14 protein-coding genes are annotated in these 14322 nt (G+C 66.0%); all 14 read left to right on the top strand.

The genetic code is table 11. From position 1 onward, the window contains the following. The first annotated feature begins 113 nt into the window (after positions 1 to 113). The 14 genes from BVH73_RS00455 to BVH73_RS00390 all read left to right on the top strand — a co-directional run bounded on the left by BVH73_RS00455 (position 114) and on the right by BVH73_RS00390 (position 14245). Positions 114 to 527: a hypothetical protein gene (locus BVH73_RS00455; RefSeq protein WP_079415118.1), complete on the top strand. Its 414-nt coding sequence runs from the start codon at positions 114 to 116 to the stop codon at positions 525 to 527. An 80-nt stretch (positions 528 to 607) separates the two neighbouring features. Further along, positions 608 to 2575: a flagellar filament capping protein FliD gene (gene fliD, locus BVH73_RS00450; protein ID WP_079415116.1), complete on the top strand. Its 1968-nt coding sequence runs from the start codon at positions 608 to 610 to the stop codon at positions 2573 to 2575. Between the two features lie 89 nt (positions 2576 to 2664). Continuing rightward, the gene (gene fliS, locus BVH73_RS00445) at positions 2665 to 3066 is read left to right on the top strand and encodes a flagellar export chaperone FliS (protein WP_079415114.1); all 402 of its coding nucleotides are present in this window, start codon (positions 2665 to 2667) and stop codon (positions 3064 to 3066) included. 77 nt (positions 3067 to 3143) lie between these two features. Next, positions 3144 to 3749 (top strand): PilZ domain-containing protein, encoded by a 606-nt coding sequence (locus BVH73_RS00440; RefSeq protein ID WP_079420192.1) that lies wholly within the window; start codon positions 3144 to 3146, stop codon positions 3747 to 3749. A 30-nt stretch (positions 3750 to 3779) separates the two neighbouring features. Continuing rightward, positions 3780 to 4640, top strand: a complete 861-nt coding sequence (motD, locus tag BVH73_RS00435) for a flagellar motor protein MotD (protein WP_079415112.1) — start codon at positions 3780 to 3782, stop codon at positions 4638 to 4640. Then, on the top strand, positions 4637 to 5458 hold the full coding sequence (locus BVH73_RS00430) for an SPOR domain-containing protein (RefSeq protein WP_079415110.1): 822 nt from the start codon (positions 4637 to 4639) through the stop codon (positions 5456 to 5458). The genes motD and BVH73_RS00430 overlap by 4 nt, the downstream gene beginning before the upstream one ends. A gap of 84 nt (positions 5459 to 5542) precedes the next feature. Continuing rightward, positions 5543 to 6643 carry a sigma-54 interaction domain-containing protein gene (locus tag BVH73_RS00425; RefSeq protein WP_079420190.1) on the top strand — a complete coding sequence of 367 codons (1101 nt, stop codon included), beginning with the start codon at positions 5543 to 5545 and terminating at the stop codon, positions 6641 to 6643. 134 nt (positions 6644 to 6777) lie between these two features. After that, positions 6778 to 8229, top strand: a complete 1452-nt coding sequence (locus BVH73_RS00420) for a sigma-54-dependent transcriptional regulator (protein ID WP_079415108.1) — start codon at positions 6778 to 6780, stop codon at positions 8227 to 8229. A gap of 107 nt (positions 8230 to 8336) precedes the next feature. After that, a complete protein-coding gene (fliE, locus tag BVH73_RS00415; RefSeq protein ID WP_079415106.1) occupies positions 8337 to 8690 on the top strand; it encodes a flagellar hook-basal body complex protein FliE in 354 nt (117 codons plus the stop codon). Positions 8691 to 8750: 60 nt separating this feature from the next. Beyond that, entirely contained in the window at positions 8751 to 10448 is a 1698-nt protein-coding gene (fliF, locus tag BVH73_RS00410) for a flagellar basal-body MS-ring/collar protein FliF (protein WP_079415104.1), read from the top strand. Further along, the gene (fliG, locus tag BVH73_RS00405; protein WP_079415102.1) at positions 10438 to 11454 is read left to right on the top strand and encodes a flagellar motor switch protein FliG; all 1017 of its coding nucleotides are present in this window, start codon (positions 10438 to 10440) and stop codon (positions 11452 to 11454) included. Before fliF ends, fliG begins: the two co-directional genes overlap by 11 nt. 117 nt (positions 11455 to 11571) lie before the next feature. Next, the gene (locus BVH73_RS00400; RefSeq protein ID WP_079415100.1) at positions 11572 to 12306 is read left to right on the top strand and encodes a flagellar assembly protein FliH; all 735 of its coding nucleotides are present in this window, start codon (positions 11572 to 11574) and stop codon (positions 12304 to 12306) included. Further along, positions 12261 to 13664, top strand: a complete 1404-nt coding sequence (fliI, locus tag BVH73_RS00395; RefSeq protein ID WP_425444132.1) for a flagellar protein export ATPase FliI — start codon at positions 12261 to 12263, stop codon at positions 13662 to 13664. Before BVH73_RS00400 ends, fliI begins: the two co-directional genes overlap by 46 nt. A gap of 89 nt (positions 13665 to 13753) precedes the next feature. Beyond that, complete coding sequence (locus BVH73_RS00390) at positions 13754 to 14245, top strand: flagellar export protein FliJ (RefSeq protein ID WP_079415096.1); 492 nt, start codon at positions 13754 to 13756, stop codon at positions 14243 to 14245. Positions 14246 to 14322: the final 77 nt, after the last annotated feature.

Here is a 14322-nt window from a genome sequence, read left to right as displayed (position 1 = left end):
CACGCCTGAGTTTCTCCAGAGGGTTTCCCCGGGCCGCCGTCAGGTGTCCCGGGGGTTTTGCCATCTGTTTTGTGCGTTTGTATTGGGGCGAATCTGCCTGATATGGGGGCATCATGGACGTTCAAAATTTGGTTGGCCTGTCTGGCTTCGGAAAGCCGCAGACGGTGACGCCGACCCAACCGGGGGCGACTTCGGTGCAAGGTAACAATGCGTTACCGCAAAGTGGCCCCGCTGCAGCGGGCACGGTCACAAAGGCCGCGGCGCCCACGGTGCCGCCCTCCACGCTGGCCCAGGCCGCCGATACGCTGCAAAAACAGGTCAGCCAGCAAGCGCCTTCGGTGGCGCTGAGCGCCGGGCTGGACCCAAGCGGCGATCACCCGGGGCAACTGCTCGTGGAGCTCAAAGACAAGACGACCCAGCAGGTTTTCGTGCGCTACTTCGTGCCCTCGGAGCAGGTGGTCAAGGCGGCAACCCAGAGCCCGGATCAACCGATGCCACCAGGCAGTCTGCTGCAGGAAAAAGCCTGACGCTTGCCGTCCCTTGGCCCTACAGTTCGGGTCGGGTGTGTCGTTAAATCTCACAAGCGGTAACGCGTTCGGAGTCCAGTATGTCGTCGGTATCCATTTCAGGGTTGGTGAGCGGGATCAACGTGCAGTCGTTGATCACATCGCTGTCGGCGGCCTACCAGCAGCCCATCACGCTGCTGCAGAACCAGGAGCAGTCGTACCAGTCCACGCTGAGCGCCTGGGGGTCGGTGCAGAGCAGCCTCTCCAGCCTGCAGTCGACCGTGGCCGGCCTGCAGAACGTCACCAGTCTGAACAATCGCACAGTCAATCTGAGCAATTCCAGCGCGGTGTCGGGCACGGCCAGCTCTAACGCGCCGCTGGGCACGTACTCGCTGAGCAACATCGTTCTGGCGCAGACGCAGAGCGTCTATTCCGGCGATTTCGCCTCGGCCACCAACACGGCCGTGGGCACAGGCTCGCTGCAGATCCAGGTGGGCAGCGGCGCCGTCACCAATATCAGCATCGATGGCAGCAACAACTCGCTCAACGGCATTGCCGCGGCGATCAATCAATCCAACAGTGGGGTGAATGCCGCCGTCATTTTTGATGGCACCGGCTATCGCCTGACGCTCACGGGCAACAACACCGGGGCGGCGAATGCCTTCACGGTCAGCACCAGCGGGGCCACAGGTTCGCTCGCGAACCTGAGCTACAGCGCCAGCGCCTCGGGCGGCATGACGGAAAGCCAGACCGCCCGCAACGCCTCGGTGAGCATCAACGGCCTGTCGGTGACCAGCGCGACCAATGCGGTGAGCGGTGCCATTCCGGGCGTGAGCCTGAATCTGCTGCAGGCCAGCGGATCGACCACCCTGACCGTGGCGAACGACACCAGCGCCTTCGTCACCTCGGTGCAGAGTTTCGTCACCGCCTTCAACACCACGATGGGCACGCTGAACCAGCTCACCGCGTTCAACGGCGGCTCCACCTCCAGCGGCGCTTCGGGTAGTGGACCGCTGATCGGCAATGCCGGCATCCAGACGCTGCGCACCCAACTGCTCAACCTGATCAGCGGCCAGGGCATCGGCACCACGCCGGGCAGCGCCTACACCTCGCTCGGCGCCGTGGGCATCAGCCTGGCGCAGGATGGTTCTCTTTCGCTCGATACGGGCACACTCGGTACGGCCCTTCAGAGCAACTACAACGCCGTGGCCGGCTTGTTCGGCCAGGTGGGCACCGCGACCAACGCCAATGTGCAGTACGTGGGCGCGGGTAACAACACCCAGCCGGGCACCTACGCGGTGAATGTCACCTCCGGGGCCACGCAAGGCACGTTCACCGCAGCCAATGCGGTGGCCAGCGGCGGCATCACCAGTTCCGAGACGCTGGTGTTCGGTTCGGGAGCCACCAGCGTCTCGGTGCAACTGGCCTCGGGATCGACGGTCGACAGCATGGTGGCCACCATCAACGCCACGCTCAGCCAGCAGGGTCTGGGCGGCATCAGCGCCGTCAACAACAACGGCAGCCTGGAGTTTCAGACCTCGGGCTACGGCAGTGCGCAGAGCTTCACCGTGGTGTCCACGCAGGCCGCATCCGCAGGCAGCACCGGCGTCGGTACGACCTTGCAGACCGTCAAGGGTACGGATGTGATTGGTTCGATCAACGGGCAGGCCGGCACCGGGGCAGGGCAGCAGCTCACGGTCACCGGTCCTGGCGCGGCCTTGGGTCTGCAGGTGAACATCACCGGCCAGGCCACGGGCAGCCTGGGCTCGGTCACCGTCAGTCAGGGCCTTTACCAGCAGATGAATGCCATTCTGACGCAGGCGCTCAATACTCAGAGCGGGTTCGTTTCCGCCGCGACCAGCGGCCTGAACAACACGATCAAAGGCATCAACCAGCAGATCACCCAGTTGCAGAACAGCGCAGCGGCGCAGACGGCGCTGCTGCAGCAACAGTTCAACGCCATGCAGACGCAGGTGGCCCAGCTGCAATCGGTGGGCCAGTATCTGACTGCGTATTTCGATTCGGCCAACGGCAGTTCCAGCAGTTCGAGCAGTTCCAGTTCCACTTAAATCGACGTTGGACCGTCGTCACTTCGGGAGATTTTCATGAGTGCAGCAGCCTTTGCCATGCGCGCCTATCGTCACTTCGGGAGATTTTCATGAGTGCAGCAGCCTTTGCCATGCGCGCCTATCGTCAGGTGGAAACCCAGGGGGTCGCTGGCGACAAGCTCTACGTTTTGGGGCTCGACGGCATTCTGGAATACCTGCGTCGTGCGGAAACTGCGCTGCGCCATCCGGACGGCAAGGATTTGCCGCTCAAGGGCCAGTCGCTGGGACGCGCCTATCAGCTCGTCGAGCATCTGCTCGCGGCGCTGCCCGATGGTCAGCAGCTTGCCGAGCAGCCCGTGGGCGAACGGCTTTCCCGCATCTACACCTATCTGCTGGGCCGTCTGGCGCAGGCCAATATTTTCGATGATCTGCAAGCCATCGACGACTGCAAAACGGTGGTGACGGCGCTGCGCGATTCCTGGCATCAGGGGCTGGAACAGGCCGCAGCCTGAGCTGGCGCCGTGCGCGCGAGCACTGGCCCGCCTTTTGCAGCAATGGGACAATGCCTTTGATTTTCAAGGAGAGCGCCATGTCCCAGCCCAGCGAATCCACCGATTTCCCCGACTCCCGATTTTTCGCCAGCCACCCCGACGCGCTGCACGGCGCAGTTGCGGCGGTGCAGCTCGACGGCGTCTTTCCGCTGGACTGGGTGGACGAACTGAGCCCGCCTCAGGCCCGCGCCGAGGTCATGGCCGACAACAACACGCTGCTGCGTGCGCTGCTCATGCTCGACGAGCCCTCGGTATCGCACGACAGCGAGCATGGCCGCTCCGATCCCATCCACAACCTGGAGCGGCGCGTCGATCTGCTTCTGTTGATGGCCAGCACGGCTTTGCGAGGGCTGGGCAGTCTGCCTTCCGAGCGGCCCTGTGCCCTGTCGTCGCGCAAATTGCGCTGGGCCAGCGAGCAGCCGCTGGACGTAGGCCGCCGCCTGTGGGCGCGCATCTACCTGCGGCATCGCATCGCCTTGCCGCTGGTGCTCTCCGGGCAGATCACGGAGCAGCGCCCCGACCGCGGCCAGTTCTGGCACACGCTGGATCTCGATCCGCTCGATCAGCAAGTGCAGAACGACCTCGACCGGCTCATCTTCCGTCACCATCGTCGCCAGGTCGCGCGGCAGCGCAAGGGCGCGTGAGCGCCCAGGTTTCCAGAGAACCAATTTTCCATGGCCCGCAAAAAAGCCCACGAAGAGCACGAGAACCACGAACGGTGGCTGGTGTCGTATGCCGACTTCATCACCCTGCTGTTCGCCTTCTTCGTGGTGATGTATTCGATCTCCTCGCTCAACGAAGGCAAGTACAAGGTGCTGTCGCAGACCATGATTGCGGCCTTCACCGGTCAGCCCACCACGCCCAATCCGGTTCAGGTGGGGCAGCCCTTCAACAGCATGCCGTCGGCCATCGACCTGCCGCCCATTCCCAAGCAGCTCAAGCCCGAAGTCGTGCCGCCGGGGCGCGGCGGGCCGGCGGCCAAGGAAGTGCAGAAAACCCTCGAAGGCGTGGCCCGACAGATCGAATCGCTGCTGGCCGGCGCCATCCGCAAGGGCGATGTGCAGGTGCGCATGACGCCACTGGGCGTGGTCATCGATATTCATGACACGGTGCTGTTCGCCTCGGGGCAGGCCGAACTGACGCCTCAGGCGCAGGACTTGCTCGATCAGATCGCCGGGGTGTTGCAGGGGGTTGCCTATCCAATCCAGGTCAACGGGTTTACTGACGACCGGCCGATCAACACGCCGCTGTTCCGGTCCAACTGGGCCTTGTCGTCGGCCCGGGCGGTGTCCGTGGTGGAAATGTTCATAGCTCAGGGCGTTCCGCCTGAGCAACTTGTCGCCGCGGGGTATGGTCAATATCATCCGGTCGCATCCAACGACACAGCCAAGGGACGCGCCGCCAACCGGCGTGTCAGCGTGGTGATCGTGTCGCCCCTCAGCAATGCGAACGTGAACGAGACCCCCATCGTGCCCACACAGGCGCCAGCCGCACCGGCCGCCGTCACGCCGCCCAGCCCCGGAACGCACTCTTGAACGACGATCTCCAACCCCTGAAAAACCGTCTTCGCTGGCTCAATCGCAGCATTCTCGTTCTCGGCGTCGCCATGCTCCTGGGCGTGATCGCGTGGGCCGTACTGGGCTTGCGCGGGCCTGATTCCGGCACCAAGAGCACTGTCGTCCATCCGGCATCGAGCGCCTCCAATGTCGCCACGCGGGCCGCGTCGGCGGTGGCGGCGGCTCAGCCGAAGCCGGCGCTGAGCACGGCGCAACAAGAGCGTGCGGCAGCCGCGGCCATGAATGCGCTGTCTTCGGCCAGTGCTCCCGCTCCAGGCGCGTCCACCCCGGCAAGCGCACCCGCCGTATCCACCGTATCCAGCAAAGCGTCAAGTCTGGCAGCCGCTTCGGTTGCCGCTTCGGCTGCTCATTCCGTCGCCTCGGCACCCGCAACGCAGGCTGTGGCCCCGCAGACGACAGCCTCGGCGGCCGCCCCATCTTCGACCGTCAAGCCCAAGCCCAAGGCGCCGGAGCGCAAATCTGCCGCACCCGCGCGAACGACGCAGGCTTCCACCCCATCTGCCGGGAAGCATCGCCAGGCCGGCGCGGTTGGCATCTGCCGTGCGGCGGGCTGGTATGTGCAGGTTGGCGCCTTTGGCAAGCAGCAGAGCATCGACCGCCTCGCCCGCAAGCTGCACGGCGCGGGCTACACCCGGGTCTGCGTGGCCGGGCAGGATGTTCGAGGGCTACGCCTGTTTTACGTCGGACCTTACCGGAACGCCGACGCAGCCCGCGCTGCGCGAGACCCACTGCGCAAGCAGACGGGCACGGATGGCATTCTGCGCAAACTGCCTTGAGCGGCGTCACGGCCCAGACCTGTCGCGTCAGCCCCGGCGTCGCAGGGGCGTTCGGTGGGTGGAACCACTGCGAGAATGTCGGCCATGTTTGACGACCCGATCTCTGCGCACGCCCTGACTGCCGATGTGCCGCTGCTGGGCGAGAGCGCGCCCATGCGCATCCTGCGTGAGCAGGTTCGCCGCGTGGCGCAGACCGACAGCACGGTCTTGGTTCTGGGAGAGTCGGGCACGGGTAAGGAACTGGTGGCGCGTGCGGTCCATGCATGGTCGCCCCGCGCCGCGCGGCCTTTCGTCGCGGTGAACTGCGGTGCGATTCCGGGCGAGCTGATGGAGAGTGAACTCTTCGGCCATGAGCGGGGCGCCTTCACCGGAGCGCTGAATGCGCGCAAGGGGCGCTTCGAGCTGGCCGGGCGCGGCACGTTGTTTCTCGACGAAATCGCCGAGATGAGCCCGCCTTTGCAGGTCAAGATTCTGCGCGTGCTGCAGGAGAAGAGCTACGAGCGCGTGGGGGGCAGCGAGGTGCTGGCTTCGCAGGCGCGCATCGTGGCCGCGACGCACCGCGATCTGGAGCAACAGATCGGCCTGGGCCGGTTTCGCGAGGATCTCTACTATCGGCTGAACGTGTTTCCGGTACAGGTGCCGCCCTTGCGCGAACGCGGCGATGACATTCTTCAACTGGCCGAGCATGCGCTGCAACGGCTGGAAGCGCAGGGCCTGGGCCGGGTGCGATTCGGCGAAGGCGTGCAGCAGGCTTTGTTGCGTTATCGCTGGCCGGGCAATGTGCGCGAGCTGCAGAACCTGATGGAGCGCCTGCTCATCCTGCATGCCGGGTCCATCGTGCGGCTGGCCGATCTGCCCCCCAAACTACGGGCGGGGTGCGATCTGGGCCTTGCAGAGACTGGCTTGGACGAACAGGCCGCGATTGCCGCGCCGCAAGAAGACGAGCAAGACGGCCTGCACGCGCTGATGGAAGCGATGGCCGAACCCGCGCTGGCTCCCGTTCTGCCCGAGGAGGGCATGGATCTGCGCGCCTACCTCGAGCAGATCGAACGCAGCCTGATCGAACAGGCCCTGCAGCGCAGCCGCCACGTGATTGCCCACGCCGCCCAGCATCTGGGTTTGCGCCGGACCACTTTGGTTGAAAAGATCCGCAAGTACGGACTGGGCGCCGAAGCGAAGGAATGAGCTTTCCCGCCGCGCCAAGGTGACGGAAAATCGTCACCCGGCGGGCCTCGGATTTGCTAACTTCCCGCTTGAGTTTCTTCTTTTTCGCATGCCGCACCCGCCGCACGGCAATCCACCCCAGGCGATCCACCTCCATGACGTCCCCGAGAATTCTGCTGCTCGACCGCGATGCGTCGCGGGGACAGCGCCTGTGCGACGAACTTGCGGGCGCGGGCTGCGTCGTGGCGCTGCAGACGGAAGAGGAGGGGGCGGTGCGCGCGGTCGAGCAGGGCTGGTCGCCCGATCTGGTGTTTTGCGACGGGGATGGGGGCGGCATCGACGCCACGCGCGTGCTGACTCGACTGCATCGCCTGCGTCCGGGCCTGCCGGTGCTGGTAATGGCGCGTCACGGCTCGGTACAGGCGGCCGTGCAGGCGCTGCAGAGCGGCGCGGCCGACTACCTGAATGCGCCTCTCGAACTGTCGCAGGCGCTGGCCAAGATTCGGCAGTTTGTTCCCGCTGCGGTGCTGCTCGTCGCGCCCAAGGCCGCTCCGGGCCCTGCGCCGGTTGCCCCGCCAGCGGCGCCCAGGGTCAAACCGAGGCCTCAGGGCGAAGGCGAACTGGTGGCCGAGTCCGCCGCGATGCAGCAGATCCTCGGCATCGCCCGCAAGGCTGCGCAGACCGATGTCACCGTGATGCTGCTGGGGGAAAGCGGGGTCGGCAAGGAGGTCATGGCGCGATATGTGCATTCGCAATCGCCCCGCGCTTCGGGGCCGTTCATCGCCATCAACTGCGCGGCCATTCCCGAAACGCTGCTGGAGGCCACGCTGTTCGGCTTCGAAAAAGGCGCTTTCACCGGGGCGGGCCAGTCGGCGCCCGGCAAGTTCGAGCAGGCGCAGGGCGGCACGCTGCTGCTCGACGAGGTGACGGAAATGGCCCCGGCGCTGCAGGCCAAACTGCTGCGGGTGCTGCAGGAGCGCGAGATCGAGCGGCTCGGTGGGCGCAAGCGCATCGTGCTCGATCTGCGCATCATCGCCACCAGCAACCGCGATCTGCAGCAGGCCGTGCAGCAGGGCGTGCTGCGTGAGGACGTGTATTACCGGCTCAGCGTGTTTCCGGTCCAGATTCCGCCGCTGCGCGAACGTCGTGACGACATTCTGCCGCTGGCCAGCGCCATGCTGAAGCGGCATGCGGCGGCGTTCGCCATGCCTGCGCCGCCCCGGCTCGACGCTTCTGCGCAGCAGGCTTTGCTGGTTCATCGCTGGCCGGGCAATGTGCGTGAACTCGACAATGTGATGCAGCGAGCCGCCATCCTCAGCCAGGACGGCGTGATCACTGCTGGCGATCTGCTGTTTCCGCCGTCCTCCGGTGATCGGCCCATGCGAGCGGCCGCGTCTGCTCAGCCACAACTCGCGCCGCAGGCGGCCATGGGAGATCTCGACAGCGAACTCGCGCTCAACGAGCGCCAGTTGATTGCCGAGGCGCTGCAGCACAGCCAGGGTTCGAAACAGCTCGCGGCGCAGCGACTGGGCATCAGCCCGCGAACCCTGCGGCACAAGCTGCAGAAGCTGCGCGAGGCGGGTCTGGAACTGCCCGATAGTCTTTGAGCCTCCGGCTTCCGGGATGAGATCGGAGCTGGAACGCGTTTTGCTTCAAAGGGTCAAAACACCGGTTTTTCAACCGGATGGAATGAAAGCTCAAAGTCGGAGGCCCCATGCAGATCGATCCCATGCAAAGCGTGCTCGCCCAGATGCGCAGCCTGACGGCGCAGGCGGCGGCGCGGCCCGCCGACGCGATAGGCGGCAATGCCGCCGCGGCCCTGGGCGCCACGGCGGCCGGGCAGCAATCGGACTTCTCGGCCACGCTCAAGAGCGCCCTCGACGGTGTGAGTGGGCAGTTGCAGCAGGCCAATGCCCTGCAGCAGCAATTCGTCTCGGGCACGGGCGATGTGAGTCTGAGCGATGTGATGCTCGCCTCACAGAAGGCCAGCCTGTCCTTTCAGGCGGTACTGGAAGTGCGCAACAAGCTGGTGTCGGCGTATCAGGACATCATGAACATTCAAGCCTGACACGTGCCACTCGCTTTCAGACGACGTTTTTTTGACGCCTCTTTCACCTGACGCCCCCTCATGGCCACGACCACCGCCGCCGCGCTGCAAGATCCCTTGGGCGCCTTCCGCCAGATGAGCATGAACCAGCGCTTCACCTGGCTGGCCGGACTCGCGGTGCTGATCGCCCTCGTCGTCGTCACGCTGATGTGGACAAGCCGGCTCGACTATCAGGTGCTCTACACCAATCTTTCCGAACGCGACGGCGGCGCCGTGATCGGCGAGCTGCAGAAGCTCAACGTGCCCTACCGCATCACCGGGGGCGGTGCGGTCATCGAAGTGCCTTCCGCGCAGGTTTACGCGACCCGCATGAAACTGGCCGCCAGCGGCCTGCCCAAGGGGGCAGGCGTGGGCTTCGAGGTGCTGGACAAGGAGCCCATGGGCACCAGCCAGTTCGTCGAGCGCATCAATTACCAGCGTGCCTTGGAGGGTTCGCTTGGCCGGACCATCGAGTCACTCTCGGCCGTCGATTCAGCCACGGTGCATCTGGCCATTCCCAAACCCTCGGTGTTCCTGAGCGAGTCGGAGAAGCCCTCGGGTTCGGTGCTGCTCAAGCTCTATCCGGGCCGTGTGCTCAGCGGCGCGCAGGTGGCGGGCATCGTCCATCTGGTGGCGTCGGCCGTGGCGGGTCTGGGCGATCAGGACGTGAGCGTGGTCGATCAGGACGGCAATCTGCTCACCGCCGGGCCGCGCGCCGACAGCGGCATCCAGCCCGAACAGCTCGCCTACCGCAGTACGGTCGAACAGCAATACCGCAAACAGATCGAGGCGCTGCTTGCCCCGCTGGTCGGGCGCGACGGGGTGCGGGTGGCAGTGTCAGCCGACATCGATTTCGCCAAGACGGAGTCCAGCTCCGTCGTCTACGGACAGGGCCATCTTCTCAGCCAGCAGCAGCAGAGCACCAGTTCCAACGGCAGCGCCAGTCTGCCCGCCGGGGTGCCTGGGGCGTTGACCAATCAGCCGCCGGGCGGCGTCACGGCGCCATTCGCCGTGGGGTCGGCCTCGGCACCGCTCACGCCCGAGCAGTTCGCCCAGATCACCCCCAGCCTGAAAACGCTGGCGCCCACCGCCGCGAGTTCGTCGGCCACGAACAATTACGACCTGGACAAGACCGTCAGTCATACGCAACTGCCGGTCGGCTCGGTCAAGCGGCTGTCGGTCTCGGTGCTGGTCAACGATCAGGCCAAGGGGGGCAAACCCATTCCCCTGAGTGCGGCGCAGCTCGGCCAGATGAAGCAACTGGTTGAAAACGCGATCGGCTTCGACACCAAGCGGGGCGACACCGTCAGCGTCGTCAATATGCCCTTCACGGCCGCTCAGACCGAGGCTGAGAAGGCATTGCCGGTGTGGCGGCAACCCTGGATCTGGGATGGTGTGCGCCAGGCCGTGCCCTACGTCATCGCGCTCATTCTTGGCCTGATGGCCTACCGCGCGATGCGCAAGGCCGCCACCGGCGGCGGCAGGCGCCCCAAGGGCGGGGCGGCCGAGCCGGCCTTGGCATCAGCCGACGGCGCACCGCTCGGCGGTGAACCGGGATCGTCGGGACTGGGCGCGGGAATCGAGCGGGCGGCTGCCGGCATGCCCGGCACGCTGGCGCCCGATACCGTGCATCTGAGCAACACCCTGGAGACGGATGCGGCGATTTCGCGCGAATTGGTCAAGCAAGACCCGCGGCGCGCGGCACAAGTCGTGAAGGAGTGGCTGTCCGATGGCCAGTGAAAACGCCGATTTCAGCGGGCTGGACCGCGCCGCCGTGCTGCTGCTGAGCCTGGGCGAAGACCAGGCCGCGGAGATCATGCGCCATCTCGGCCCGCGCGAGGTGCAGCGCCTGGGCGTGGCCATGTCCAAGCTCAGCCGGGTGAGCGCCGATCAGGCCCATGCGGTGATGCGGGAGTTCCGCGACAAGCTCGAACAGCAGACGGCCCTGGGGCTGGGCGCCAATGAATTTCTTCGCGGCGCCCTGACCAAGGCGCTGGGCGGCGAGCGCGCCAACTCCCTCATCGAGCGCATTCTGCACGGCGGTGAATCGAGCGGCCTCGAGAATCTCAAGTGGCTGGAACCGCGCGCCATCGCCGAACTGATCAAGCTGGAGCACCCCCAGGTGGTCGCTCTCGTACTGGCCAATATCGAGCCGGAGCAGGCCGGCGAGGTGCTGCATTTTCTGACCGAGCGTCAGGCCGGCGAGGCCATGCTGCGCCTGGCCGCGCTCGACGGGCTGCAGCCCAGTGCGCTGCGCGAACTCAACGAAGTGCTCGAAGAGCAGCTCTCGGGCGATTCGCAGAGCGTGCAGGTCAGCGCCGTGGGCGGACCGAAAGTCACCGCGGAAATTCTCAACCGGGTGGAAACCGCGCTGTCGTCGAGCATCATGGAGCACCTGCGTTCGCAGGACGAGGAGCTGGCGACCAAGGTGCAGGACCAGATGTTCGTCTTCGACGATCTGATCAATGTGGACGACCGCAGCATGCAAACCATGTTGCGCGAGATCTCGTCCGAAACCCTCATCCTCGCGCTCAAGGGCACGAACAACGCGCTCAAGGACAAATTCCTCGGCAATATGTCCAAGCGCGCGGCCGAGATGATGCGCGACGACATGGAAGCCAAGGGCCCGGTCAAGCTCAGCGAAGTCGAGGGTGCGCAGAAGGAGATTCTGCAGATCGCCGCCAGACTCGAGGCCGCGGGCCAGATCCAGCTTGGCAGCGGAGGTGGCGAGTCTCTCGTCGGCTGAGATGAAACAGCCCCCTGACTCGCTGCGCTCGTTCCCCCCCGAGGGGGCGTCAGTTCCTTCGGAACGGCCGTGCGGAACTGACGTGGCTGAACAGGCGCTTGCGATGGATCTCCGGCCATGAGCGGCATCATTCCCAAGGAAGACGCGCAAGCCGCCCGGCGCTGGCAGCCGCAGAGCGTCGATGCGCCGGGTTCAGCTCAGGCGCCCGCGCCGCGTCCGAGCTTTCAGACGCCGCCGACCGCACAGCAGTTCGAGGCAGTCTATGCGCAGGCCGAAGCCCAGGGGCGCCAAGAAGGCCGACAGACGGGACACGACGAAGGGCACCAGGAGGGCTACGCCGCCGGGCACGCCGAGGGCTTGGCCGCAGGCCGCTCTCAGGCGCAGCAGGAGCGGGAGACTCTGCAGGCCCTCGTCACCCGCCTCACCAGACCCGTGGCGGCGCTCGATACGGAGGCCGAGACCGCGCTGGTCGCACTGGCGCTCGAACTGGCCCGGCAAGTCGTGCTGCACGAGCTGCAAACCCAGCCCGAAGCGCTGCTGCCCATCGTGCGCAAGGCGCTGGCGGCCTTTCCGGCCCAGGCGGGAGCGCCGATGTTGCGCCTGCATCCCCACGATCTGGAGGTGCTGCGCACCGTGGCGCCCGACCTCGAGGCCCATGGCGTCGGGCTGGCGGGAGACGAGGCGCTTCAGCGCGGCGACGTCATCGTTGCGTCGGCCGGTTCGGGGCTGGCGGCCGTGCCGGATCGACGCTGGCGCGTTCGCAATCGCGATGCGGTGAGCGAGCTCGATCTGCGCGTCGAGGAGCGCTGGCGCCAGATCATGGCGCGTCTGTTCGAGGAAGGACTGCAGTGAGCTTTGCCCAGGTCACCCGTCATCTGCAGACCCTGCAGCATCGGCTGCAGTCGGGCGGGCCCTTGCCGCTGGTCTACAGCGGCAGTCTGGTGCGCGTGCGCGGTCTGATTCTCGAGGCCCAGGGGCTTGAGGCCAGTCTGGGCGAACGCTGCCGCATCAGCACCGAGCAGAACCGCTCGATCGATGCCGAGGTGGTGGGGTTCAATGGCGATCATGTGCAGCTCATGGCGCTCGGGGAAGTGCAGGGCCTCACGCCGGGGGCGCGGGTGCATCCGGTGCCGGGCGACATCCGCATTCCGGTGGGACCGGAACTGCTCGGGCGCGTGCTCGACGGCAACGGGCGGCCGCTCGATGGCGACGGCGCCCTGCTGGCCTCGAACTACACCACGCTTTCGACCAAACCCATCAACCCTCTGGAGCGTGCGCTGGTGCGGCAGCCTCTCGACGTGGGCGTGCGCGCGATCAACGCGCTGTTCACCGTCGGCCGTGGCGCGCGCATGGGCCTGTTCGCGGGCAGCGGGGTGGGCAAGAGCGTGTTGCTGGGCATGATGGCGCGCAACACCAATGCCGATGTCATCGTCGTCGGTCTCATCGGCGAGCGGGGCCGGGAAGTCAAGGAATTCATCGAAGACATCCTGGGCGTCGAAGGGCGGGCGCGCGCCGTCGTCGTGGCCGCACCGGCTGACGCGCCCGCGTTGACCCGCATTCGCGGCGCACGCCTGGCCACGGCGATGGCCGAGTATTACCGCGACCAGGGCCAGAACGTGCTGCTGCTGATGGACTCGGTCACCCGCTATGCCCTGGCGCTGCGCGAGGTCGCGCTGGCGGCGGGCGAGCCGCCGGCCGCCCGGGGTTTTCCGCCGTCGGTGTTTGCCAAACTGCCGGCGCTGGTGGAGCGGGCCGGCAATGGGCCGGAAAGCGGGGGAAGCATCACGGCCTTCTACACCGTGCTGATGGAGGGCGACGACCAGCAAGACCCTGTGGCCGACAACGTCCGCGCGATTCTCGACGGCCATATCGTGCTCAGCCGCCGTCTGGCCGAGCAGGGTCATTTCCCCGCGATCGATCTGCAGGCATCGATCAGCCGCGTCATGCCGGCCATCGCCAGCCCACTCGAACTCCGTCGCATGCAAAAGCTCAAGGAGATGCAGTCGCGCTATGCCAGCCAGCAGGATCTGATCGCCGTGGGCGCCTACACCCCGGGCGCCGACCTGCAGCTCGACCAGGCCGTGCAGGCGCACGAGAGCATCCGGCAGTTCCTGATGCAGGGCATGCACGAGGCCGTCGGTCTGACGCAGAGCCGGCAAGAATTGGCCGACCTCATGACGCCTTATCTGCCGGAAATGTCGAGTTTTTGACGCTCTCTCGGAGGTGATGGGCAGGGCATTGCCCTGGCCCCATGGCGTCGGGTTTACACTTCCGCTGGATTCCATTCGTCAACCGGTGCATGACTTACGACAACACACTCAGCCCCCAAAGGCTGGAAACGCTTCAGGCTTTGCATGCACAAGCCGTTGAGGCCTGTCAGAACGCTGGCCAACTTGTTGGAAAGCAGCAGGAAAGTCTGCGCGCCGCGCAGGCGAAGCTGGTCCAGCTGCAGAGCTATGCGGCGCAATATCGTGAGCAGATGCAGACCTTGGGCTCGGCCGGCACGGCCTGGAGTCAGGTCCGCGATCTTCGCGGCTTTGTGGACCGCATCGAGTCGGCCATCGCCGCTCAGCACCAGGAGCTGGGCCGTCAGCAACACGTTCTGGCGGAGCTGACGGCGCAGTGGACCGGCCTGCGTCAGCGCGAAAAAGCCTTTGAAGTGCTGATCGGCCAGCACGAGGCCCAGCAGCGCCAGGGGCAGAAGCGCAGCGCGCTCAAGAATCTGCAGGAATGGGCGGTGCGCCGTGCCTCGCAGTTTCTGCCCAGTTCGCAACAGCGATCGGATCTGTAAGCCCTGACCAAGCGCGTGTGCGGGGCCTGTCGCGGGCAGGGTGGTGACATCGCCATCAGGTTGGCGCAGGTTTTGCT

The organism is Thiomonas intermedia (assembly GCF_002028405.1).
Lineage (GTDB): Bacteria > Pseudomonadota > Gammaproteobacteria > Burkholderiales > Burkholderiaceae_C > Thiomonas > Thiomonas intermedia.
This window is presented reverse-complemented; position numbering and strand designations above follow the sequence as displayed.

What these genes read in the sequence shown, in the direction of transcription:
- BVH73_RS00455 (WP_079415118.1), top strand. Translation starts at nt 114, where the DNA reads ATGGACGTTCAAAATTTGGTTGGCCTGTCTGGCTTCGGAAAGCCGCAG.
- fliD (WP_079415116.1), top strand. Translation starts at nt 608, where the DNA reads ATGTCGTCGGTATCCATTTCAGGGTTGGTGAGCGGGATCAACGTGCAG.
- fliS (WP_079415114.1), top strand. Translation starts at nt 2,665, where the DNA reads ATGAGTGCAGCAGCCTTTGCCATGCGCGCCTATCGTCAGGTGGAAACC.
- BVH73_RS00440 (WP_079420192.1), top strand. Translation starts at nt 3,144, where the DNA reads ATGTCCCAGCCCAGCGAATCCACCGATTTCCCCGACTCCCGATTTTTC.
- motD (WP_079415112.1), top strand. Translation starts at nt 3,780, where the DNA reads ATGGCCCGCAAAAAAGCCCACGAAGAGCACGAGAACCACGAACGGTGG.
- BVH73_RS00425 (WP_079420190.1), top strand. Translation starts at nt 5,543, where the DNA reads ATGTTTGACGACCCGATCTCTGCGCACGCCCTGACTGCCGATGTGCCG.
- BVH73_RS00420 (WP_079415108.1), top strand. Translation starts at nt 6,778, where the DNA reads ATGACGTCCCCGAGAATTCTGCTGCTCGACCGCGATGCGTCGCGGGGA.
- fliE (WP_079415106.1), top strand. Translation starts at nt 8,337, where the DNA reads ATGCAGATCGATCCCATGCAAAGCGTGCTCGCCCAGATGCGCAGCCTG.
- fliF (WP_079415104.1), top strand. Translation starts at nt 8,751, where the DNA reads ATGGCCACGACCACCGCCGCCGCGCTGCAAGATCCCTTGGGCGCCTTC.
- fliG (WP_079415102.1), top strand. Translation starts at nt 10,438, where the DNA reads ATGGCCAGTGAAAACGCCGATTTCAGCGGGCTGGACCGCGCCGCCGTG.
- BVH73_RS00400 (WP_079415100.1), top strand. Translation starts at nt 11,572, where the DNA reads ATGAGCGGCATCATTCCCAAGGAAGACGCGCAAGCCGCCCGGCGCTGG.
- BVH73_RS00390 (WP_079415096.1), top strand. Translation starts at nt 13,754, where the DNA reads ATGACTTACGACAACACACTCAGCCCCCAAAGGCTGGAAACGCTTCAG.